The following is a 21,710-nucleotide window of genomic DNA, read 5'->3' on the forward strand; positions in this document are numbered from 1 at the left end:
GAGGAAATCAAATGCCCTTGCCCAAGCCCAATCTCTACCCTGAATTCAACATCGTGCGCCTCAGCCATGTCGAACTGGCCGTCACCGACCTCGCCAGGTCCCGCGCCTTCTATGTCGACACACTCGGCCTGCAGGTCACCGACGAAACCGCCGATACCATCTATCTCAGGGCATTGGAGGAGCGCGGGCATCATTGCATCGTGCTGAAGAAGGCCACTACGGCCGAAGCGCGCGACCTCGGCTTCAAGCTGTTCTCCGAGGAGGACCTCGACAAGGCCGAGCATTTCTTTGAGGGAAGAGGCCTGCCGGTGGAATGGGTCGAGCGGCCCTACCAGTCACGCACCTTCCGCACCCGCGATCCGCACGGCATTCCGCTCGAGTTTTATGCCCAGATGGAGCGGCTGCCGCCGATCCACCAGAAATACGCGCTCTATCACGGCGTCAAGCCGCTGCGCATCGATCACTTCAACTGCTTCTCGCCCAATGTCGACGAGTCCGTCGCCTTCTACAACGAGCTCGGCTTCCGCGTCACCGAATACACAGAAGATGCGAGCAGCGGAAAGCTGTGGGCGGCGTGGACGCACCGCAAGGGCGGCGTCCACGACATCGCCTTCACAAACGGCATCGGGCCGCGCCTGCACCACGTCGCCTTCTGGGTGCCGACGCCGCTCAACATCATCGACCTGCTCGACCTGATGGCGACGACCGGCTATCTGCCGAACATCGAACGCGGCCCGGGACGGCACGGCATTTCCAACGCCTTCTTCCTCTATATCAGAGACCCCGACAACCACCGCATCGAGATCTATTGCTCGGACTATCAGACGGTCGATCCGGACCTCGAGCCGATCAAATGGGACCTCAAGGATCCGCAGCGCCAGACGCTGTGGGGCGCGCCGGCGCCGAAGAGCTGGTTCGAGGAGGGTAGCAGCTTTGCCGGGGTTGCGGCGCGCCAGTCGGATCTGACGGCTTCGCCGATTGTGGCGCCGTGAGTGTTTCGAAAATGATGTCTGCGTTCCTTCGCGCCCCCCTCTGTCCTGCCGGACATCTCCCGCACTTGGGGGGAGATCGGCTGGCAGCTCGGCCGGCGCCTTTCTTGCAGCGTCGGAAATTGGCGAAAGCGGAGGTGACATCCAATCTCTCCCCTCGTGGGGGAGATGTCCGGCAGGACAGAGGGGGGTGCCGTAAAGCTCCAAACCAGCAGAAGCCCACCGGAGTTGCAGCATGAGCAGGGCACAGCTCGCCACCTTCACCGTCGGCGGCAAGGCACGGTATGGCGCGATCACCGGCAAGGGCGTCGTCGACCTGTCGGCCCGCTACGGCCAGTGGCCGACGCTGCGCGAGGTGATCGAGGCCGGCGCCTTGCTGCGGCTGGCGGAAGAGGCCGATGCCTTGGCCGCCGATTTCCCGCTCGACGCCATCGCCTACGACATCCCTGTCCCGGTTCCGGAAAAGATCATCTGCGTCGGCGTCAACTATCCCGACCGCAACGAGGAGTACAAGGACGGGCAGGCGACGCCGGCCAATCCGTCGCTGTTCGTCCGCTTCCCCCGCTCGTTCGTCGGCCATGGCGCGCCGCTGGTGCGGCCGCCGGAATCCCCACAGCTCGACTATGAGGGCGAGGTCGTCATCGTCATCGGCAAGGCCGGCCGGCGCATCGCGGAGACCGACGCACTCGGCCACATCGCGGCGCTATCACTGTGCAACGAGGGCACCATCCGCGACTGGGTGCGGCATGCCAAGTTCAACGTCACGCAAGGCAAGAATTTCGACCGCAGCGGTTCGATCGGCCCGTGGCTGGTGCCGTTCACGGACGAGGCGCAGATCGCCGACATCACGCTGACCACTCGCGTCAACGGTGAGCTGCGCCAGCAGGACCGCACCAGCCGGATGATCTTCTCTTTCCGCAAGATCATCGCCTATGTCTCGACCTTCACCACGCTGGTGCCCGGCGATATCATCGTCACCGGCACGCCTACGGGTGCCGGCGCCCGCTTCGAGCCGCCGGTCTGGCTGAAGCCAGGCGATGTGATCGAGGTCGAGGCAGACGGCATCGGCGTGTTGCACAACAGCGTCGTCGACGAGGCAGCGACATGACCCCGGAGCAAGTGGAAGACGCCGCCAACCGGCTGTTCGAAGCCGAGCGTTCGCGCCGCCAGATCCGGCTGCTCAGCCTGGATTTTCCCGAGGCGACGATGGAGGACGCCTATCGCGTGCAGGCCGCTCTGGTGACGCGCAAGATCGATGCCGGGCTGAAACCGAAGGGCTGGAAGATCGGCCTGACCTCCAAGGCGATGCAGTATGCGCTGGCCATCGACACGCCGGACTCGGGCGTGCTGTTCGACGACATGTTCTTCAACGACGGCGCGACGATTCCCGCCGGCCGCTTCATCCAGCCGCGTGTCGAGGCCGAGATCGCCTTCGTCATGAAAGCGCCGCTCAAGGGTCCCGGCGTGACCCTCTTCGACGTGCTCAACGCCACCGACTACATCACGCCGGCGCTCGAAATCCTCGACACGCGCATCGAGCGCGTCAATGCGGAGACGAAGAAGACGCGCACCTTCTTCGACACGATTTCCGACAATGCCGCCAATGCCGGCATCGTCATCGGCGGGCGGCCGCAACGACCCGATGAAGCCGACATGCGTTGGATCGGCGCCATCGTCTCGCGCAATGCCGAGGTCGAGGAGACCGGGCTTGGCGCCGGCGTGCTCAACCATCCGGCGATGGGCATTGCCTGGCTGGCGGACAGGCTCGCCCGTTACGGCATGTCGATCGCGGCCGGCGAGGTGGTTCTCTCGGGGTCCTTCGTGCGGCCGGTCGAGGCGCGGCCCGGCGACACCATCGTCGCCGATTTCGGCAGTTCGGGCACCGTCAGCATTCACTTCGCCTGACCGGCAGGCCAGCGCCGGTCACTCACCATGCAGATAGGCGATCACCACATCGGCTGCGATGGCCGACATGCGCATGCCGACATCCCTGGTGATGTCGCCTTCGACGCGGCTCTGCACCCAGCCGAGGAAGGCGAAAGCGCGCAACGCTGAAAACAGCGGCAGTGCGGCGATGTCCTGCGCCGTCAGTCCCCGCAACTGCCGATAACCGTCGAGCAGCGCGGCCTCGATCAGCGGATAGAGCGGCTCCTGCCGGTTCTGGTAGAGGGCGACGGCCAGATCGTACATATGCCAGCCATAGCCGCAATCGTCGAAGTCGATGATGCGGATCGCGCCCTCATGGACGAGCACGTTCTCGCGCACCAGATCGGCATGGATGATGCCGAAATTACGGGCGCTGCGTTCATGCTCCGACAGCGCCTTCACGGCCTTGTCCCGCGCCTGGAAAACCAGCTCGCGGCGAAGACCGTCGAGGAAGGGCGAGGTCTCGAAGCGGCCCCAGGTCGGGGCCGGGCCGAAGAAGCCGTCGAAATCCCAGGCATGGCGGGTAAAGCCGGCGGGCGGCGTCCAGGCGGCGGTGACATTGTGCATATGCGCGATGGTTCGCCCGATCGCGGTGAAGACCTGCCTTGCCTGCTCGGGCGTGTAATCCAGCGGCACGCCTCGCGCCCCGACGGCGCGGCCTTCCAGCCAGCTGAGACAGTCGACCTGGCGCGGCGGCGCCGATGTGCCGGTGTCGACCGGCACGAACAGGTCGCCGCTCAGCGCGGCGACCGGAGACGGCGTGGCGACGCCGGCCGACTGCAGGAAGGACATCCATTGCAGTTCCGAGCGCAGCGCGGCGTCTGAATGATAGCCAAGCCGGTGAACGCGCATGGCTGCCGGTTGTCCATCGGGCAGGCGAACCCGAAACACGGCGTTCTCACGGAATTTCAGCAGCTCGGGCTCACCGTCGCGGATGCCCCAATGCTGGAGCGCGCGCCGCGCCAGTTCGGTGACGGTGGCGGCATCTTCCGGTTCGGACGGCACGGAAACCGCGTTCACGCCGGCACTCCGCCGACTTCGCCCAGCACCTCGTCGAGCGTGCCGATCAGGAAGGCGGCATCGTCGCGGGAAAACGGCATCGGCGGGCGGATCTTCAGCACATTGCCATGGATGCCGGTCTTGCCCATCAGCACACCCCGATGGCGCATCCGGTTGGCGACTTGCTCGGCAAGGTCTGATGCCGGCTCGCGCGTCTTGCGGTCGTGAACCAGCTCGGCGCCGAAAAACAGTCCGGCGCCCCTGATCTCGCCGATGCATTCGTGGCGTTCGGCCAGCGGGCGCAGCAGGCCCTGCGCATAGGCGCCGACATCGCGTGCGTTGGCGACGAGATCTTCCTGCTCCAGAACATCGAGAACGGCATTCGCCACCACGCAGGATACCGGGTTGCCGCCAAAGGTGTTGAAGTAGCGGAAAGCGTCGCGGAAGGTCGCCAGGATCTCCCTGGTGGTGACCACGGCGGCGACCGGGTGGCCGTTGCCCATCGGCTTGCCCATGGTGACGATGTCGGGAACGAAGCCGGCGCGCTGATGGCCCCAGAAATGGCTGCCGGTGCGGCCAAAGCCGGGCTGCACCTCGTCGGCGATGACCAGGCCGCCGGCTTCGCGCACGGCACGCTGCGCGTCATCGAAGAACCCGGACGGCAGCGCCGGAAAGCCTTCATTGGCCAGCAGCGGACACAGGATGATGCCGGACAGGCCGATGCCGTCCTGCTCGAGCAAGGCGATCGCTTCGCGCACCGCGTCGCCAAAAGCCTTGCCGTTGGCCATCGCATCCGGATGGCGAAAGCTGTCGGGCGCCGGCACCAGCCTGACGTGGCGGGCGCGGCCACCGACCGGCGGCATGCGCGTGCTGAGGTGCGAAACGGCGGAAGTGTTGCCGTGATAGGTGGCGTCGGTGGCGATGATGCCCATGCGGCCGGTGGCGGCCTGCGCCATGCGCAGCGCGATGTCGTTGGCCTCGCTGCCGGTGCAGGTGAGGATGGCGGTGGTCAGGCTGGCATCGAACGTCGCGGTCAGCCGCTCGACATAGTCGAGGATGGCGGTGTGCAGATAGCGCGTGTGGGTGTTGAGCAGGCTTGCCTGCCGGCACAGGGCTTCGACCACATGCGGATGGCAATGGCCGACATGCGCGACATTGTTGTAGGCATCGAGATATTTGCGGCCGTCGGCGTCATAGAGCCAGACGCCTTCGCCGCGCACCAGATGCACGGGCTCGTCATAGAACAATTGCGATTTCGCGCCGAGCAGCCGGGAACGCCGGCTAACCAGCGCCTCAGAACCCTCATTTTGCTGCCCCACTTTTTCCTGCGAATAGGCCATTTGCGTACCCAAACTCCGTTGTAACCGCGTCAGACCTTAGACAGGCCTGCGTCCAGTGCTTCGCCGATCCTGGCGACATCGGCGGCGCTGATGATCAGCGGCGGCGACAGGATGATGTTGTTGCCCGAAACGCGCAGCATGACGCCGGCTTCGTAGGCCGCCTCCGAAACCACGGCCATGGTCTTCTTGTCAGTCGGCTTCTTGGTGGCGCGATCCGAGACCAGTTCGAGCGCCGCCATCAGGCCCTTGTACCTGACATCGCCGACGATGGCGTGCCTGGCCTTCAGCCCTTCCAGCACGGCTGCGAGTTCGTTGCCCCGCGCGGCTGCGTTCTCGTTCAGGCGAAGCCGTTTGGTTTCGGCAAGCGCCGCCAGCCCGGCCGCGCAGCCGACCGGATGGCCGGAATAGGTGTAGCCGTGGCCGATCGAGCCGAAGCTGGTTTTGTCGGCTTCAAAAACGTCTGCAACCTTTGCGCCGATAAGGGTGGCGCCGAGCGGGAAATAGCCGGAGGTAATCGCCTTGGCGATGGTCATGAAATCCGGCTTCACGCCCGACAGCCTGGAGCCCGACCATGCGCCCGAGCGGCCGAAGCCTGTGACCACTTCGTCGGCGATCAAAAGGATCTCGTGGCGGTCGCAGATGTCGCGCACCAGCGGCATGAAGCTCTCATGCGGAACGATGACGCCGCCGGCGCCGAGTACCGGTTCCATGATGAAGGCGGCGATGGTGTCGCCGCCCTGGAAGGCGATCTCGTCCTCCAGCGCCTTGGCGCACAATTTCGCCAATCGAGCCGGGCCGGTCTCGTCGAACGGATTGCGGAAAGTCCACGGCGCCGGGATATGGAAAACACCCGGCAACAACGGCTCGTAGTTGCGACGGAAATTGGCGTTGCCGTTGACCGAGGCGCCGCCGAAATGCGTGCCGTGGTAGCCCTTCTTCAAAGCGAGGAATTTGGTGCGGTCGCCCTGGCCGCGGATCTTCCAGTATTGGCGGGCCAGCCGCAGCGCGGTTTCGACCGAGTCCGAGCCGCCCGAGGTGAAGAAGGTCCGCACCATGCCTTCCGGCTCGAACCACTCGCTGAGCTCATAGGCGAGTTCGATCGACGGTCCGGTCGAGGTGCCGCGAAAGCCGGAATAGTAGGGCAGCGCACTGAGCTGGTCGGCGATCGCCTTTTTGATCGGGTCGCAGCTGTAGCCGAGATTGACGTTCCACAGGCCGCCGACGGCATCGAGCACGCTTCTGCCATCGATATCGGTGACGGTGACCCCCTCGCCCTTCATGATGATCTTCGGCGGATTGGCCCGCATCTCGGCCGGATGCGCCATCGGATGCCAGATCGGCTTGGCGTTCGTCTCGGTCAGGAAATTGATGTCGCGCATGGCAAGCTCCGCAAATGGTCTAGGCAGCTGGGACAAGGTCAAAATGGCCGAGGGCTTCGGCATAGGAAAGTGCCGGCCGCGCAACGTCGAAATGAACGGTGCGCATGCCGGCTGTGCGGCCGCCATCGACATTGCGATGCTGGTCGTCGACGAAGACGCAAGACTCGGCGGGCAGGCCGAGCGCCTCGGTGACGAAGGCATAGGCGCGAGGGTCGGGCTTGAGGATACCGGTATAGGTGGCGTCGATTATTGTGTCGAACAGGCCGAGCAGCGGCAGCCGCCGGCGGAAGTCGGCGCCGTAGAAGAGGTCGAGCTCGTTGGATAGGATGGCCAGGCGAAAGCCCGCCGCATGGACGGCGCGGATGGCGCTGTCGGCCTCCGGCCGCACCACCTTTTGCGGCTCCGCCCCGCGCGCACGGCGGACGAAGGTTTCCATCGCCTGCCAGTCCTCGCCGATGAGCCGGCCGACTTCGCTTGTGCGCGTACGCCAGTAGTCGCGCTCGCTGATCTCGTCGGCCTGCATCGCGCGCCAGAGCGGATCGCTGTCCGGATCGAACGGCCCGCGCCATTGCAGCGTGCCTGGCTCGAGGCCGAGCGCCTGTTCGGTCATGGCATGGGTCTCGAACAGCGTCCGGGTGACGACACCGCCGAAATCCAGGACCAGCGCCTGAGCCAAAGGAACGCTCAAGCGGCTTCTCCCTTGGCTGGCGCACCGCGCGGAACAATGCCTTCCTCGACCCATCGGTCGAAGATCTCGAGCGCCTTGCCGACGAAGTCGTCGCTGTTGATGTGGGCGTCGATCTCGTGGAACTCTACGCCAACAGGCATGGCCTTGCGCATTTCGTCGGCGAAGACGGCGAGAGCCTCCGGTTCGTAGAGCGGCTCGCCCGGCATGTCCCATTCCTGGATGCCGCCGGAGGGCAGGATGAAGGCGGAGCGCCCTTTCGCCGCGCCGAGCTTGGCGGCGATGGTTCTGGCGACCTGGCGGCGATCGTCGGCATCGACGGTGACCGAACCGATCAGCCTGTTATGAGCGTGGAACGGGCGTTGCGCAAATTTAGCCGGCAATTCCTGCCAGGTCGGCAGGTCGACCATGTCGACGGCTCCGGGCGCCGCGATCTGCGGAATGCCGCGGGCGCCGGCATTCTCCAGCCGGTCGATGCCGGAACTGACGACGGAGCCGGCGAGATGGTTGGTGATTTCCTGCAGGCTGAAGTCGAACACCGCGCAGAAATGGCCTTGCCCGGCAATCGATTCGAAGGCGCGGCCGCCCATTCCGGTGGTGTGGAAGACGGCTACATCATAGCCACGCTGCTCCAGCGCAGGCTTCAGCGTCTTCATGTAGCGCAGGCAGCTGCTGCCGAGCGAGGTCATGCCGATGGTCGGACCGGTGGCGGGAGCCGTGGCTCGCGGCGCCAGCATGATTCTGGCCGCACCGACAACCGCGCCGCAGGCCTGTGAGAGAACCGCCTTGCAGATGCTGTTGAGGCCATAAAGCCCACCCGCCCAGAGGATCATCATCAGGTCGGGCGCGACGCGTTCGGGCGGGATGAGGTGCGAATAGGCTATGGTCGAGACGACGAATTTCGGCACGCCGAGCGGCAGGCAAAGCGCCACGTCGAGCGCCAGGTCGGTTCCCATCGAGCCGCCGATGGCGATGAAGCCGTCGATCTCGCCGGATTGATAAAGCTTGCGCGCCAGTTGCACGGCGCCGCCGGCCATCAGCGTCATGGCGGTGTTTTCGTCACCGCTCGAAACGATCTCGGCGATCGTCACATCCACGGCGCGGGCAACGGCATGCTTGTCGTGATCCGGGCTGTAGGGCGGGTCGCCCAGCACGCTGACATCCATCATCACGGCGCGGCCACCCGATGTCTCGATGCACTGCTTCATAAACCCGAGCTCGTCGGCCTTGGTGTCACCGGTGCCGATGACCAGGATTCGGGGCACTGTTGCCGTCTCTGCCGACATCACGCCTGCCTCCTCAGCGTTTGCAGGTTTTCGCCATTGAGGCGCATCGAAATCTCCCGTGCCGCGGCCATCACCGCAAGTCCCCGTTCCGCGATCGCCGCCGGCGTCGTCCTGGCATTCGGCGCGGCCACCGCGATGGTGCCGAGCGCAAAGCCGTCCGCCGCGCGGATTGCCGCGGCGACGCTGATCACCCCTTCCTCGAAACCCTGGTCGCAGATCGAATAGCCGCGATCGCGCGTCTCGGCGATGGATGTGGAGATGGCGGCCGGCTCGATCAGCGTATGCGTCGTGAAGGCCTTGAGGGAGCCCGTCAGGCATGCCTTGACGGTCTCGTCGCGGGCGAAGGCCAGATAGGCGATGCCGGAGGCGGTGGAGTGCAGCGGGAGAAGCTGGCCGATATCGATATTGACCCGGTTTGCCCAGGCCGGATGCTCGACATGGACGGTGACCAGCGCATCGACGCCGAATTCCGACAGATGCACGGTCTCGGCTGTGGACGCCGCGAGGTCCCGCACCAGGGGAACCGCTGTCTGCAGGAAGGGAAAGCGCGCCTCGCGGATGCGGGCCAGACGAGACAGGCCGGCGCCGAGGCGATAGTGCCGCGTGGCGGCATCCTGTTCGACGAAGCCATGGCCGGTCAACGCCACCAGCAGCCGTCGCGTTGTCGCCTTGTCGAAGCCCGACCGGCGCGCCAGATCCGACAGCCCGAGTTCGGGCTCGTCGACGGTGAACAGCTCCAGAAGTGAGATCGCCTTGCCGACCGTACCCAACTTCGCCTCCTTCGACTAATCATTTAACGTGTGAATTAACTTGACAGGCATCGGCTTTGTTTGCAAGTCTATATTCAAAATAAGGGTTCAAATAATGAACCAGCATCCAGAGCAGATGGAACAGGCCGATTGGCCGGCGGACCGAAGGGTTCGCACACAGGAGGGACCAATGTCAGCAGTTACGGAGCAGGCGCCGGCCAACAGGCTGCGCAAGAACAGTCTTGGCGTCGGCGCCATCACCTTCATGGTGATCTCGGCGGCGGCCCCCCTTACCGCGGTGGCCGGCGGCACGCCGCTCGGCATGCTGATGGGCAACGGCGCCGGCTTTGCCGGCACCTATCTCATCGTGACCATCCTGCTGCTGTTGTTTGCGGTCGGCTATGTGACGATGTCGCGTCACGTCGGCAATGCCGGCGCCTTCTACGCCTATGCGGCGCGTGGGCTCGGCGGCCTGGCCGGCGGCGCCACGGCGCTGATCGCCATCCTGTCCTACAATGCCATGCAGATCGGCGTCATGGGCCTGCTCGGCGCGGCGACGGCCGGATTGTTTGCCGGCTGGGGCATAAATTTGCCCTGGTGGGTATGGAGTTTCATCGCCATCGCGCTGGTCGCCGTGCTCGGCTATCGCCAAGTCGACCTGTCGGCCAAGATCCTGACGGTGCTGGTGCTGTGCGAATATCTGGTGGTGCTGGTCCTCGACATCGCCATCCTCAAGACCGGCGGCGATAGCGGGCTGTCGGCGGCGCCGTTCAGCTGGAGCCAGATCACATCAGGTGCACCGGCCATCGCCATCCTGTTCTGCTTTGCCGCCTTCATCGGTTTCGAGGCGACGACCATCTATGCCGAGGAAGCCCGCGACCCCGAGGTCACGGTTCCGCGCGCCACCTATTTCTCCGTGCTGCTGATCGGCGTCTTCTACATGGTCACGGCATGGCTGATGGCGGTCGGCGCCGGTGTCGACAAGCTGCTGCCGGCGCTGCAGGGACTGCAGGACCCGACGACCTTCCTGTTCGGCCTGTCCGACCGTTACGCCGGAACGATGCTGTCGCATGCGATGAGCATCCTGTTCGTGTCGAGCCTGTTTGCCGGCGTGCTCGCGTTCCACAATGCGGTTGCCCGCTACATCTACGTCTCTGGCCGCGAAAAGCTTCTGCCGCAGACGATCGGCGTGACCCATTCGGTGCACCAGAGCCCGCATGTCGCGTCGGTCATCCAGAGCGTGCTGGCGGCAATCGTCGTCGGGCTGTTCGCCGTGCTCGGCCTCGATCCGGTGCTGGCGCTGTTTTCGTGGCTGACCAATGTCGCAACGCTCGGCGTCATCGTCATGATGGCGGTGGCGTCGCTGGCCGTGGTGATGTTCTTCCGTGCCAATCCGGCTGCCCGGGAGAATGCGCTGAAGACCACCATCCTGCCCGGTCTGACCTTCATCGCCTTCGTCGTCATCATCTACCTGATCGTCATCAATTTCGGCAGCCTGTCAGGCGCCGGCGGCTTCCTTGGCGTGTTCCTGCCGGGATTGGTGCTGATTGCAGCAATTGTCGGATTGCTGCTGGCAAGCGCGCTGAAGAGCCGCGATCCGGTCGCCTTCGAAAATCTCGGCCAGCCGTTGAAGGATTGAGCGGGACACAGGATCGAGGGAAGCAAGGGGCGGCGCGCCAAGCCGCCCCTCGTACTGCTTAACTCCAGAAGTGAGAACACAATGATCAGCCAGGATGCCATCGACACGTTGCGCAAGACGGAGATCGGGGCGCGACGCCTGTTCATCGATGGCGCACAGATCGATGGCATGAGCGGCGCGAGTCTGCCGGTGACGTCGCCGATCGACGGCCGGCCCTTCGCCAGCATAGCCGACGGCAATGCCGCCGACGTCGACCGTGCCGTCAAGTCGGCGCGCAAGGCCTTCGAGAATGGTTCGTGGTCGCGCTCGGCACCCGCCTTCCGCAAGAAGGTGCTGACAAGACTCGCCGAGCTGGTCGAAAAGCATGCCGACGAACTGGCCGTGCTCGGCGTCCGCGACAATGGCACAGAAATAGGCATGGCCTACAAGGCCGAACCGCTCTCGGCGGCAGGCACCATCCGTTACTATGCCGAGGCGATCGACAAGATCTATGGCGAGATCGCGCCGACGGCCGAGAACGTGCTCGGGCTGATCCACAAGGAACCGCTCGGCGTCGTAGGCGTCATCGTGCCGTGGAACTTTCCGCTGATGATCGGCGCCTGGAAGATCGCGCCCGCGCTCGCCGCCGGCAATTGCGTGGTGGTCAAGCCGCCGGAGATCGCTTCGCTGACGCTGCTGCGGCTGGCCGAGTTGGCCAGCGAGGCCGGACTCCCCGCCGGTGTGTTCAACGTCGTCACCGGGCGCGGCGCGGTCACCGGCGAAGCGCTCGGCCTGCATATGGATGTCGACGCCATCGCCTTCACCGGGTCGGGGCCTGTCGGTCGGCGGCTGCTCGAATATTCCGCGCGTTCCAATTTGAAGCGGGTCTTCCTCGAACTCGGCGGCAAGTCGCCCAACATCGTCTTTGCCGACGCCCCGGACCTGAAGCAGGCGGCGGTCGTCTCGGCCAATGGTATCTTCCGCAATTCCGGCCAAGTCTGCGTCGCCGGCTCGCGCCTGCTCGTCCAGGCGTCCGTCTATGACCGCTTCATGGACGAGCTGCTCTCGGCGACCACGCGGCTGAAGGTCGGCGATCCGCTTGATCTCTCAAGCGACGTCGGCGCGGTGTCGAGCTCCGAACAGCTGGCCAAGAATCTCGGCTTTGTCGACCGGGCGGCTGCGGAAGGCGCCCGGCTGGTCACCGGCGGCGAACGGATACTTGCCGAGACCGGCGGCAGCTACATGGCGCCGACGATCTTCGACAACGTGACGCAGGACATGCAGCTGGCCCGCGAAGAGGTGTTCGGGCCCGTGCTCGGCGTCATGCGCTTCGAGACCGAGGAGGAGGCGGTGCGCCTGGCCAATTCGACCGTCTATGGGCTGGCCTCGGCGGTGTGGACAGCCAACCTTTCCACCGCGCATCGCATGGTGCGCGCCATCAATGCCGGCGTCGTCCACGTCAACACCTATGGCGGCGCCGACATCACCGTGCCGCTCGGCGGCGTCAAGCAGTCCGGCTTCGGCCGCGACAAGTCGCTGCACGCGCTGGACAAATATCTTGACCTGAAGACCGCCTGGATCGCTCTCTGAGACCGGCGCCGGGTTGTCTTGGAACCTGGCTTCCGTCGGATCGACTGCAGTCCCCTGCGGTCGGTCAGGCGGCGTCTTGTGCTCACTCTCCTGAAATTTTTGAGAGAATATTCCCGGCTTTGACGAGAACGGCGAAACGCGTTCTTTGATAAATCGATAGAATTTCTGATGATGTGACCAAGGCTCGGCAATCAGCCTGGCTGCCATGACTTCACAACCGCAGAGATCAATCATGACTGACTTCAAAAACACTTTGCCATCTTCCCTTTGGTCAACCCTCAACCGGCGCAGTGGCCTTGCTCTGCTTTTTGCCTCGGCTGTTGCCATCGGCAGCCTGATGGCGCCTCATGCGTCGTTCGCCGAGGACAAGAAGGCGATCAAGGTCGGCATCATCAGCGGCGAGGACGAGGATGTCTGGCGCGTCGTTGTCGCGCAGGCGGCCGAAAAGGGCCTCACCATCGAGACCGTGGTGTTCAACGACTATACCCAGCCCAACGAAGCGCTCGAGCGCGGCGAGATCGACGCCAACGCCTTCCAGCACCAGCCCTATCTCGACAACCAGATCAAGACACAGGGCTACCATATCGTCCGCGTCGGCTATACCGGCGTCTGGCCGATCGGCCTCTACTCGAAGAAGTACACCAAGGTCGCCGACCTGCCCGAAGGCGCGGTCATCGGCGTGCCGAACGATCCGTCCAACGAAGGCCGGGCGCTGCGCGTGCTGCAGAACGAGGGGGTGATCAAGCTGAAGGACGGCACCGGCATTCTGGCCACCACCGCCGACATCGCCGAGAACGCCAAGAAGGTGGTGATCAAGGAACTCGACGCAGGCATCGTCGGCCGCTCGGTCGAGGATCTCGACGCCGCCGTGGTCAACACCGACTGGGCGCTGAAAAGCGGCCTGACGCCGGAAAATCGTATCGCGCAGGAGCCCATCGCCGACAATCCCTATCGCAACTTCATCGCGGTGAAGGTCGGCAATGAGAACGAGGCCTGGGTGAAGACGCTGGTGGCGTCCTATCAGAACGAGGCGGTGAAGGCCGAGTTCGACAAGGTCTACAAAGGCACCGGCCTCAGCGCCTACTAGGGGATATGCGGGCGCTGACGTGCCTGCTTTTACCGGGAAAGCGGTCCGCGCAACGCGCGGGCCGCAATTGTATTTCTAGGGAATCCGCGCATGAACCAGCATTTTACCGCAACTGCCGAGACCACGGACCAGCCGGGCGCAACACCGCAGGACGTGGTGCGCCTTGTCGACCTGAAGCGCCGTTTTGGCGCGACAGCGGCACTCGATGGCATCTCGCTGACGGTGCGCAAGGGCGAGATCCTCGGTATCATCGGCCGCAGCGGCGCCGGCAAATCGACGCTGATCCGCTGCCTGAACGGGCTGGAGCGGCCCGATTCCGGCGAGGTCTTCATCGAAGGCCGCGAGATCAGCCGGCTCGGCGAGCGCGATCTGCAGCCGCTACGGCGGCGCATCGGCATGATCTTCCAGCACTTCAACCTTTTGTCGGCCAAGACGGTCGAGGACAATGTGGCGCTGCCGCTGAAGATCGAGGGCCGACCGAAGGCCGAGCGGCCGCAGCGCGCCGCCGAACTGCTTGACCTCGTCGGCTTGTCGGAGAAAGCCAAGGCCTATCCGGCATCGCTATCGGGCGGCCAGAAGCAACGCGTCGGCATCGCCCGGGCGCTTGCGGCGCGGCCGGCGCTGCTGCTGTCGGACGAAGCCACCTCGGCGCTCGACCCGGAGACGACGCGCTCCATCCTCGCTCTGCTGAAAGACATCAACCGGCAGCTTGGGCTGACCATCCTGCTGATCACCCATGAGATGGAGGTGATCCGCTCGATCGCCGATCGGGTGGCGGTGATCGATGCCGGCCGCATCGTCGAGGAAGGGCCGGTCTGGTCGGTGTTTGCCGAGCCGCGTTCGGAGATCACACGCAGCCTGCTCGGCGCCATCCGGCCGCAGCTGCCCGCCGAAATGGCAGCCCAGCTGCTGCCGTCGGCCGGGACGGAGACGGTCCTGCGCGTCGACGTGGCCGGCGAGGCGGCTCGCGGCCCATTGCTGTCCGATCTCGCCACTGCTGTTCCAGGCCCCTTCCGCCTCGTTCATGGCGGCATCGACCACATCCAGCAGCAGCCCGTCGGCACGCTGTTCGTTTCTGTTCCTGGCAGCGATGCAAGCCATCTCGCCGCCGTCGTCACATTCCTGAAGGCCCGCCAGGCGCGGGTGGAGGTGCTTGGCCATGTCGCCAATCCTGTTTGAGCTTCTGCTGCGTTCGATCTGGGAAACCGTGCTGATGACGGCCGCGTCCGGCCTGATCTCGCTGGTGTTCGGCCTGCCGCTGGGGCTGGCGCTGATCGCCACCGAACGCGGCGGGATCGCCGAAAGCCTATGGGTGAACCGCGCGCTCGGCGCCGTCATCAACGGCTTCCGTTCGGTGCCCTTCATCATCCTTCTGGTGGCGCTGATCCCGGTGACGCGGCTGATCGTCGGCACCTCGATCGGCACCTGGGCGGCCATAGTGCCGCTGTCGATCGCGGCCACGCCCTATTATGCGCGCATCGCCGAAGTGTCGCTGCGCGAAGTCGACCGCGGGCTGATCGAGGCGGCGCGCGCCATGGGAGGCAATCGCTGGACGATCATCCGCGAGGTGCTGGTGCCCGAAGCCCTGCCCGGCATCGTCGCCGGTTTCACGGTGACGCTGGTGACGCTGATCGGCGCCTCGGCGATGGCTGGCGCCATCGGCGCCGGTGGGCTCGGCGACCTCGCCATCCGCTATGGCTATCAGCGTTTCGAGACCAGCGTCATGATCGCCGTGGTGATCGTGCTGATCATCCTGGTCTGCGGGATCCAGTGGGCCGGCGACCGGCTGGTGGCAAGGCTGGATCGGCGGGGGTGAGGACTGGCCCGACGATCTGGGCGAGATTGTCTTCCATACGAGCCTGTAGCGGTGCTTCTGAACCACAAGGCCCGACGATGATGGCTTGGACGAGGTCTGCGTCGCGGCGTTGGGACGAAGACGTTCAGTAGTTGCCGACGTCGTCGTCAGGTCGACGTCCGGGACTATTCGCACCAAGGCCAGTAGCCGCCCCGTAGGCCTTCCAGGTCGCGGAGGCATATACCGCTGCTATGCTGTACAAAAATCGGCCAAGGTGGACCTTACCCCGCTTCGGCAGTTCGTTCGTGAGCGTTTCACCTGCCTTTCCCAGAACCTCGGTGACGACGGACATTGGAGTTTCCTCTCGGATGTTGTTAGTTGCGAGAGGCAACATCGAATGCGGGGCGTGAGATGCCTGTGAAAAGCTCGTGAATATCGCGGAAAAAGCAGAAATTCAGAGTATATCGCGATGAGCCCAGCGCGGCTCGATCTCCTGGGTGGTTTTCACCTGACGTCGCCACAGGGGAAACCCTTGGAGGTGGCTGCCAAGAAGAATAGAGCACTTCTGGGCATTCTCGCCGTAGCACCGAACCAGGAGGCGACGCGTCACAAGCTGGCTGCTCTTCTATGGAGCGATCGAGGTGAGGAGCAGGCAAGGGACAGTCTGCGACAGGCCCTGGCTGCTATCCGCAAGGATTTTGCCGGGTTGGGAGCGGATGCCTTGGCCCTGGTCGGGGATCGTGTCGCGCTCAATCCGAAATTCTTCACCATCGACGTGACTGAATTCGTCGCTGCATCCGCGAGCCGTGATGCGGCCGAGCTTCGGCGGGCTGCCACCCTCTATGCCGGCCCTTTTCTTGATGGGTTGAGCACGTTTGACAACGCTTTCGAGGATTGGCTTCGCCAAGCCCGTGCCGACCTGTCCCTGCGGGCAATCGATGTGTTCCAGCTTCTGGCAGAATCGGAGAGCGGCATCGAGCGTGTTGCAATCTGCGAACGGCTGGTTGCTCTTGATCCGCTGCGGGAGCCGTCGCATGTCGCGTTGATGCGGGCGCACATCGCCCTGAGTCAGGCCGCGCTCGCCATCAAGCATTATGAGGCGTGCAAGCTGTTGCTGAAGCGCGAGCTGAACCTGGAGCCAGGTGACGAGCTTCAGCTATTGCGCAGGAGCATGGACGAGACGCCCAGACCGCAAACCGACGGCGCATCAAGCCGCGGACCAGTCGTTGCAGTTCTTGCATTCGAGAACATGAGCAGCGACGCCAGCCAGGAATATTTCAGCGACGGGGTCACCGAGGACATCATCACCGAACTGGGACGATTCGGTGAACTTCATCTCATAGCGCGCAATTCCTCCTTTGTGTTCAAGGGAAGGACTGTCGACGCCGTCACCATCGCGAAGCAGTTGTCCGTCGACTACCTGCTTCGGGGTAGCATTCGCCGTGCCGGCGACAGGGTCAGGATCTCATCGCAACTCATAGAGGCCAAATCCGGCAATCAAATCTGGGCCGATCGATTCGATCGGGAGCTGACAGATATTTTTGAGCTCCAGGAGGAGATCGCCAGAAGCGTCGCTATCACCGTCGTCGGCACAATCCGCACTTCGGGTGTGGAGAAGATGCGGCGCCTTCCGATCACCCAGCTCGACGCCTACGACCTGTATCTTCAGGCTCGCGTTCGGATGGTTCGCTATGACACTACTCTGGAAGCAGAGCCCTATCTTGCCAGGGCGATTGAGCTCGACCCGAATGTCGCTACCATCCATGCAATGATGGCGACTGTACTCACAAGCAAATGGCTGCTTGAGGGGGACGGGAACACGCTCACGAACGCTCTTGCCCACGGTCGCCGTGCTCTAAAACTTGAGCCGAAACAGGCATGGAGCCATACAGCGGTAGGTCACACGCTCATCTTCATGGGACAATTGGAAGAGGCGTTGCTGCATCTCGAGCAGGGTGTGAACCTTAATCCGAACGAAACCCGGGCGAGAGCAATACGGGGCTTGTGCTGGAGCTATCTCGGTCGGCATGAGGAAGCTTTGTCCGATCTGGACGTCTGCATCGCCCGTGATCCCCTGAATTACGATTGGTTCTGGGATCTACGCGGACAAGTTCTTCTGGTTCTCGGACGGTATCCTGAGGCGATAGCCTCCTACCGGAATCTCAATGCCTATGCATTTTGGGCTTATGCGTTTCTGGCGGTGTGTCATTTGAGAATGGGCGACGAGCAACTCGCCGCTCACGCAGCCAGGCAGTGTCTGGCGGCAAGGCCCGATGCGACTGTAAGCACCATCTTGATCGATCCGTATCGTAACCCAAAAATCCTGGAGGACCTTCGGAGAGACCTGCTTGCTGTCGGCATACCCGATGGATGAATGTCGACCTTCCGCCATACCCTTAGCCGAAAGGAAGGCCCAAGAGCGATTTCCGGAACAAGCCGCGCTAGCCCCTCAGCCTGACCCCCTCGGGGTCGAAGAACGGGATTGGCGCGACGACCGCGCGGGTCGGCTTTCCGTCTATGTCGATGCTGAGTTCCGTGCCGACAGCCGTGAACGGCAGCCGCATATGCGCGGTCGCCAGCACCTTGCCGAGGGAATAGCCGTGGTCGCTGTAGGTGACGATGCCGGCGTCCTCACCATCGGCCAGCACCCTGGCGTCGGTCGCGGCCGGTCTGTCGCCGTCGAGGATCAGCCCGACCCATTGCTCGTCCAGGCTCTTGTCGCGGACCTTGAGCAAGGCTTCGCGGCCGACGAAATTGCCCTTGTCGAATTTGATCCAGCGGTCGAGGCCGACATGGAACGGTGTGCGGGTCTCGTCCATGTCGATGCCATGCGCCGGATAGGCTTTTTCCAGTCCGAGCGTGAACATCGCCAGCACGCCATAGGGTTTCAGGCCAAAGTCACGGCCGGCCGTCATCAGCGCGTTCCAGACCGAAGCCGCCTCGTCGGCCGGCACGAACAGTTCGAAGCCTAGCTCGCCGGTCACCCCGGTGCGCGAGATCAGTACCTTCGTCTCACCAATGCGCCCTGAGGCGAACGACCAGCGCTTGAGCCCGTCCAGATCGGCATCCGAGATCAACGCCTTCAGCAGGTCGCGCGAGCGCGGCCCCTGGATGGTCGGGAAGGCGATGGCCGCGGTGATGTCGGTGACATAGGCCTTGCGCCCCTGCACATGATGCAGCAGCCACGGCAGCATCTTCAGGCGATTGACCGAGCCGGTCACCAGCATGAAATGTTCGGGCGCCAGACGGAACACGGTGAGATCGTCCATGATGCCGCCATCCTCGCGGCAGACGGTGGAATAACGGACCTGGCCGGGCTTCATCGCCGCCGCATCGTTGACGATGACATGATTGACCAGCGCCTCGGCGTCCGGCCCCTTGATGTCCATCTTGCCCATGGTGCTGAGATCCTGCACGCCGACATTCTTGCGCGTGTTCAGGTGCTCGTCGGCGATGCCGGAATAAGTCTTGGCCGAGATGAAATCGCCACCGACCCGACCCATGGTCGCGCCCAATCCGACGATGCTGCTGTAGAAGGGGGAGCGCCGTTCAGCCAAGAAAGTCTCCACTATTCATAGAAATCGGCAGCGCCGGACAGCGCTGCCGAAGGGAATTGCTGCCGGGATCAGCTGCCGTAAACGTCGAAGGAAAAGTATTTATCGTTGATTTCCTTGTATTTTCCGTTGGCACGCAGCGCGTCTATCGCGGCATTGAACTTGTCGGCCAGCTCCTTGTCGCCCTTCTGCAGCGCGATGCCGACGCCGGGGCCGTGAATGGCCGGAACGGCCGTCAGCGTGCCAAGCAACTTGCAGCAGGCGCCGTCCGGTTTCTTCAGCCATTCGGTCAGGATGATCGAGCCGTCCATCATTGCGTCGAGGCGGCCATTGGCCATGTCGGTGCGGGCGTCATCGCCGGTCGGATAGGCCTTGACGGTCGAGCCTGAGTATTTCTGCTCGGCGAATTTCTGGTGGATGGTCGCGGTCTGCACGCCGAGCGCCTTGCCTTTCAGATCGTCCGGCGAGGTGCCGGCGATGGTCGAATCCTTCGGCACCGCGATGGCCGGCGGCGTCTGGTAGTATTTGTGGGTGAACTCGACCTTCTCCGCCCGCTCGGGCGTGATGGTGATGTTGATGATCGCGTCGAACTTGCCGGCCTGCAGCGCAGGTATCGAGCCATCGAAGTCCTGCACGGTGAACTCGCACTCGGCCTTCATCTCAGCGCACAGCGCCTTGCCGAGGTCGATGTCGAAACCGCCCAGCGTGCCGTCGGCATTGGCGTAGTTGAAGGGCGGATAGGCGCCCTCGGTGCCGATCCTGAGTTTCTTGTCCTGGGCGGAAGCGGCCCCCGTGGCGAGAACCAGGGCGACCGAGGCGGCAAGCACGAAACGACCGAAAAGACGCATGTCCGAGATCTCCGTTGACTGGATAAGTCTACGGGCTTTCGTGACCCCGGCGGAGACGGAAACGACATGTGCTGCGGCGATCACGGCGCGGCGGGCGATCACGGCCGCTGTCAGTGTTAGCCGGCGCGCTGCTTGTCCGTCGCCTTCCGGTCAACGGCGAACTCGCCCGCCGACAGGACAACACCGAATTTTTCGCTGGCTTCCGCTGACGTGTAGTATCCCAGCGCCACATCGCGCAGCACCAGATCGGCATCGCGCTCAAGCGGATCGCCATAGCCGCCGCCGCCCGGCGTGCCGACGCGCACGCGGTCGCCGGCCTTCAGCGCGATATCCTGCTCCTTGGAGAGATGCGGCGGCACGTGCTCCTCGCCATTGCGGAAGACGGTCACCGTGTTGACCGCGCCGTCCTTGCCGCCAAGCGCACCCTGCGGGCCGAAACGGCCATGGTCCATGACGAAGGAGGCGCGGGCATCGCCGCGCAGGATTTCGACCTCATAGGCGAGGCCGAAGCCGCCGCGCTGCTTGCCGGCGCCGCCCGAACCCTCACGCAAGGCGTAGTGGCGGTAGAGCACCGGAAAGGCCTGCTCCATGATCTCGACCGGCGGCGACTTGGAGATGCCGATGGTCGAGCAGCCATTGGTCAAGCCGTCATGACTGGAATTGCCGCCATAGCCGCCGCCGGAGATCTGGTACATGACGTAGTCGCGGCCGCGCGCCGGATCGTTGCCGCCGAGCGCGAAATTGCCGCTGGACCCGGCCGGGGCCGCCGTCACCTTATCCGGTAGCGCCTGCACCATGGCCGCGAACACCGCCTCGGCGATGCGCTGCGAGACCTCGGCGGCGCAGCCTGACACGGGCCGCGGATACTTGGCGTCGAGGAAGGTGCCTTCCGGCCGCTTGACCTCAAGCGGCTCGAAAGCGCCAGCGCTGATCGGCACATCCGGGAAAATGTGGCGCATGGCGAGATAGACCGAGGACAAGGTCGTCGCCAGCACGCTGTTCATCGGTCCGGCGCAGGGCTTTGACGAGCCGGCGAAATCGAAGGTCAGCGTGTCGCCCCGTTTCTGGACGGCCAGCGCGATGGTCAGCGGCTCGTTGACCACCCCGTCGGAATCGACAAAGGCCTTGGAATGGTAGGTGCCATTGGGGATGGCGGATATGTTGGCGCGCATCTGTTCGGCGGCCCGCCGGCGCAGTTCGGCGATCGCCTCGACAACGGTTTCGTCTCCGTAACGATCGAGGATTCCGTTAAGCCGATCCTGGCCGATCAGCAACGCGGCGGCCTGGGCGCGGATGTCGCCGATCCGCTGGTCGGCAACGCGGATGTTGGAGCAGATGATGGCGTAGATTTCGGGGTCAAGTACGCCCTTCTTGAACAGCTTGACCGGTGGCAGCCGGAGGCCTTCCTGTTCGACCGCGGTCGCGGAAGCCGAGAAACCGCCCGGCACCGAGCCGCCAATGTCAGGCCAGTGGCCGGTGTTGGACAGCCAGCAGAAAATCTTGCCGGCCCGGTAGACCGGCATGGCGAAGCGCACATCCATCAGGTGGGTGCCGCCGAGATAGGGATCGTTGACGATGTAGATGTCGCCGGGCTCCGGCGGCAGGCAGCGGCCGTCGGCGATCATCTCGATCACCGTTTTGGTCGAATACTGCATGACGCCGACGAACACCGGCAGGCCCTGCGACCCCTGCGCGATCAGCGAGCCATCGACAGCCGAATAGATGCCATCGGAGCGGTCGTTGGCCTCGGCGATGACCGGCGAGAAGGCGGCGCGGGAGAAGGTCAGGTCCATCTCGTCGCAGACCTGCTGCAAGGCCGCCTGGAGGACCGAAAGGGTGATGGCGTCGAGCTTTGCCATATCAAT

Annotated in this window: 19 protein-coding genes; 9 read left to right on the top strand and 10 right to left on the bottom strand. The window is 64.1% G+C overall.

The window, feature by feature from the left end; all coding sequences use genetic code 11:
• The first annotated feature begins 11 nt into the window (after nucleotides 1–11).
• From hpaD to hpaH, 3 genes are all read left to right on the top strand, one after another.
• The gene (hpaD, locus tag AC1DZP_RS13065) at nucleotides 12–992 is read left to right on the top strand and encodes a 3,4-dihydroxyphenylacetate 2,3-dioxygenase (RefSeq protein WP_477302805.1); all 981 of its coding nucleotides are present in this window, start codon (nucleotides 12–14) and stop codon (nucleotides 990–992) included.
• A 232-nt stretch (nucleotides 993–1,224) separates the two neighbouring features.
• Nucleotides 1,225–2,097 (top strand): fumarylacetoacetate hydrolase family protein, encoded by an 873-nt coding sequence (locus AC1DZP_RS13070; RefSeq protein ID WP_477302807.1) that lies wholly within the window; start codon nucleotides 1,225–1,227, stop codon nucleotides 2,095–2,097.
• A complete protein-coding gene (gene hpaH, locus AC1DZP_RS13075; protein WP_477302809.1) occupies nucleotides 2,094–2,894 on the top strand; it encodes a 2-oxo-hept-4-ene-1,7-dioate hydratase in 801 nt (266 codons plus the stop codon). Before AC1DZP_RS13070 ends, hpaH begins: the two co-directional genes overlap by 4 nt.
• Nucleotides 2,895–2,912: 18 nt before the next feature.
• Here the strand turns inward: hpaH and AC1DZP_RS13080 are convergent, their stop codons facing one another.
• Genes AC1DZP_RS13080 through AC1DZP_RS13105 form a run of 6 tightly spaced genes read right to left on the bottom strand, consistent with a single transcriptional unit; the run spans nucleotide 2,913 to nucleotide 9,374 of the window.
• Complete coding sequence (locus AC1DZP_RS13080) at nucleotides 2,913–3,935, bottom strand: phosphotransferase enzyme family protein (RefSeq protein ID WP_477302811.1); 1,023 nt, start codon at nucleotides 3,933–3,935, stop codon at nucleotides 2,913–2,915.
• The gene (locus tag AC1DZP_RS13085) at nucleotides 3,932–5,254 is read right to left on the bottom strand and encodes an aminotransferase class III-fold pyridoxal phosphate-dependent enzyme (protein WP_477302813.1); all 1,323 of its coding nucleotides are present in this window, start codon (nucleotides 5,252–5,254) and stop codon (nucleotides 3,932–3,934) included. The genes AC1DZP_RS13080 and AC1DZP_RS13085 overlap by 4 nt, the downstream gene beginning before the upstream one ends.
• A gap of 29 nt (nucleotides 5,255–5,283) precedes the next feature.
• Nucleotides 5,284–6,633, bottom strand: coding sequence for an aminotransferase class III-fold pyridoxal phosphate-dependent enzyme (locus AC1DZP_RS13090; RefSeq protein ID WP_477302815.1), 1,350 nt, complete (start codon nucleotides 6,631–6,633; stop codon nucleotides 5,284–5,286).
• A gap of 19 nt (nucleotides 6,634–6,652) precedes the next feature.
• The gene (locus tag AC1DZP_RS13095) at nucleotides 6,653–7,309 is read right to left on the bottom strand and encodes an HAD family hydrolase (RefSeq protein ID WP_477302960.1); all 657 of its coding nucleotides are present in this window, start codon (nucleotides 7,307–7,309) and stop codon (nucleotides 6,653–6,655) included.
• An 8-nt stretch (nucleotides 7,310–7,317) separates the two neighbouring features.
• On the bottom strand, nucleotides 7,318–8,604 hold the full coding sequence (locus AC1DZP_RS13100) for a Tm-1-like ATP-binding domain-containing protein (protein ID WP_477302817.1): 1,287 nt from the start codon (nucleotides 8,602–8,604) through the stop codon (nucleotides 7,318–7,320).
• Nucleotides 8,604–9,374 (bottom strand): IclR family transcriptional regulator, encoded by a 771-nt coding sequence (locus AC1DZP_RS13105; protein WP_477302818.1) that lies wholly within the window; start codon nucleotides 9,372–9,374, stop codon nucleotides 8,604–8,606. The genes AC1DZP_RS13100 and AC1DZP_RS13105 overlap by 1 nt, the downstream gene beginning before the upstream one ends.
• A 169-nt stretch (nucleotides 9,375–9,543) precedes the next feature.
• Between AC1DZP_RS13105 and AC1DZP_RS13110 the strand changes: the two genes are divergently transcribed.
• The 5 genes from AC1DZP_RS13110 (at nucleotide 9,544) to AC1DZP_RS13130 (ending at nucleotide 15,464) form a co-directional block, all read left to right on the top strand.
• Nucleotides 9,544–10,992 (top strand): APC family permease, encoded by a 1,449-nt coding sequence (locus AC1DZP_RS13110; RefSeq protein ID WP_095083626.1) that lies wholly within the window; start codon nucleotides 9,544–9,546, stop codon nucleotides 10,990–10,992.
• Between the two features lie 81 nt (nucleotides 10,993–11,073).
• The gene (locus tag AC1DZP_RS13115; RefSeq protein WP_477302821.1) at nucleotides 11,074–12,561 is read left to right on the top strand and encodes an aldehyde dehydrogenase; all 1,488 of its coding nucleotides are present in this window, start codon (nucleotides 11,074–11,076) and stop codon (nucleotides 12,559–12,561) included.
• Between the two features lie 232 nt (nucleotides 12,562–12,793).
• Nucleotides 12,794–13,648: a MetQ/NlpA family lipoprotein gene (locus AC1DZP_RS13120; RefSeq protein WP_477224946.1), complete on the top strand. Its 855-nt coding sequence runs from the start codon at nucleotides 12,794–12,796 to the stop codon at nucleotides 13,646–13,648.
• A 90-nt stretch (nucleotides 13,649–13,738) separates the two neighbouring features.
• A complete protein-coding gene (locus AC1DZP_RS13125; RefSeq protein ID WP_477302823.1) occupies nucleotides 13,739–14,827 on the top strand; it encodes a methionine ABC transporter ATP-binding protein in 1,089 nt (362 codons plus the stop codon).
• Nucleotides 14,808–15,464 carry a methionine ABC transporter permease gene (locus AC1DZP_RS13130; protein ID WP_127266743.1) on the top strand — a complete coding sequence of 219 codons (657 nt, stop codon included), beginning with the start codon at nucleotides 14,808–14,810 and terminating at the stop codon, nucleotides 15,462–15,464. Before AC1DZP_RS13125 ends, AC1DZP_RS13130 begins: the two co-directional genes overlap by 20 nt.
• A 124-nt stretch (nucleotides 15,465–15,588) precedes the next feature.
• On the opposite strand, the gene AC1DZP_RS13135 is transcribed toward AC1DZP_RS13130, so the two are convergent.
• The gene (locus AC1DZP_RS13135) at nucleotides 15,589–15,795 is read right to left on the bottom strand and encodes a hypothetical protein (protein ID WP_477302825.1); all 207 of its coding nucleotides are present in this window, start codon (nucleotides 15,793–15,795) and stop codon (nucleotides 15,589–15,591) included.
• A gap of 186 nt (nucleotides 15,796–15,981) precedes the next feature.
• On the opposite strand from AC1DZP_RS13135, the gene AC1DZP_RS13140 reads away from it, so the two are divergent.
• Nucleotides 15,982–17,817 carry a BTAD domain-containing putative transcriptional regulator gene (locus AC1DZP_RS13140; protein WP_477302827.1) on the top strand — a complete coding sequence of 612 codons (1,836 nt, stop codon included), beginning with the start codon at nucleotides 15,982–15,984 and terminating at the stop codon, nucleotides 17,815–17,817.
• Nucleotides 17,818–17,884: 67 nt separating this feature from the next.
• On the opposite strand, the gene AC1DZP_RS13145 is transcribed toward AC1DZP_RS13140, so the two are convergent.
• The 3 genes from AC1DZP_RS13145 to AC1DZP_RS13155 form a co-directional block, all read right to left on the bottom strand.
• On the bottom strand, nucleotides 17,885–19,000 hold the full coding sequence (locus AC1DZP_RS13145) for an aminomethyl transferase family protein (RefSeq protein WP_477302829.1): 1,116 nt from the start codon (nucleotides 18,998–19,000) through the stop codon (nucleotides 17,885–17,887).
• Nucleotides 19,001–19,068: 68 nt separating this feature from the next.
• Nucleotides 19,069–19,845: an ABC transporter substrate-binding protein gene (locus AC1DZP_RS13150; RefSeq protein ID WP_477302831.1), complete on the bottom strand. Its 777-nt coding sequence runs from the start codon at nucleotides 19,843–19,845 to the stop codon at nucleotides 19,069–19,071.
• Between the two features lie 116 nt (nucleotides 19,846–19,961).
• Complete coding sequence (locus tag AC1DZP_RS13155; RefSeq protein WP_477302962.1) at nucleotides 19,962–21,704, bottom strand: hydantoinase B/oxoprolinase family protein; 1,743 nt, start codon at nucleotides 21,702–21,704, stop codon at nucleotides 19,962–19,964.
• Between the last annotated feature and the right edge of the window lie 6 nt (nucleotides 21,705–21,710).

Source organism: Mesorhizobium sp. P2_F8, assembly GCF_056403655.1.

Excerpts from the sequence above, each read along its gene's own strand:
- AC1DZP_RS13120 (WP_477224946.1), top strand. The coding sequence starts at position 12,794 with ATGACTGACTTCAAAAACACTTTGCCATCTTCCCTTTGGTCAACCCTC.
- AC1DZP_RS13150 (WP_477302831.1), bottom strand. The coding sequence starts at position 19,845 with ATGCGTCTTTTCGGTCGTTTCGTGCTTGCCGCCTCGGTCGCCCTGGTT.
- hpaH (WP_477302809.1), top strand. The coding sequence starts at position 2,094 with ATGACCCCGGAGCAAGTGGAAGACGCCGCCAACCGGCTGTTCGAAGCC.
- AC1DZP_RS13130 (WP_127266743.1), top strand. The coding sequence starts at position 14,808 with ATGTCGCCAATCCTGTTTGAGCTTCTGCTGCGTTCGATCTGGGAAACC.
- AC1DZP_RS13115 (WP_477302821.1), top strand. The coding sequence starts at position 11,074 with ATGATCAGCCAGGATGCCATCGACACGTTGCGCAAGACGGAGATCGGG.
- AC1DZP_RS13090 (WP_477302815.1), bottom strand. The coding sequence starts at position 6,633 with ATGCGCGACATCAATTTCCTGACCGAGACGAACGCCAAGCCGATCTGG.
- AC1DZP_RS13155 (WP_477302962.1), bottom strand. The coding sequence starts at position 21,704 with ATGGCAAAGCTCGACGCCATCACCCTTTCGGTCCTCCAGGCGGCCTTG.
- AC1DZP_RS13110 (WP_095083626.1), top strand. The coding sequence starts at position 9,544 with ATGTCAGCAGTTACGGAGCAGGCGCCGGCCAACAGGCTGCGCAAGAAC.
- AC1DZP_RS13100 (WP_477302817.1), bottom strand. The coding sequence starts at position 8,604 with ATGTCGGCAGAGACGGCAACAGTGCCCCGAATCCTGGTCATCGGCACC.
- AC1DZP_RS13085 (WP_477302813.1), bottom strand. The coding sequence starts at position 5,254 with ATGGCCTATTCGCAGGAAAAAGTGGGGCAGCAAAATGAGGGTTCTGAG.
- hpaD (WP_477302805.1), top strand. The coding sequence starts at position 12 with ATGCCCTTGCCCAAGCCCAATCTCTACCCTGAATTCAACATCGTGCGC.
- AC1DZP_RS13125 (WP_477302823.1), top strand. The coding sequence starts at position 13,739 with ATGAACCAGCATTTTACCGCAACTGCCGAGACCACGGACCAGCCGGGC.
- AC1DZP_RS13135 (WP_477302825.1), bottom strand. The coding sequence starts at position 15,795 with ATGTCCGTCGTCACCGAGGTTCTGGGAAAGGCAGGTGAAACGCTCACG.
- AC1DZP_RS13070 (WP_477302807.1), top strand. The coding sequence starts at position 1,225 with ATGAGCAGGGCACAGCTCGCCACCTTCACCGTCGGCGGCAAGGCACGG.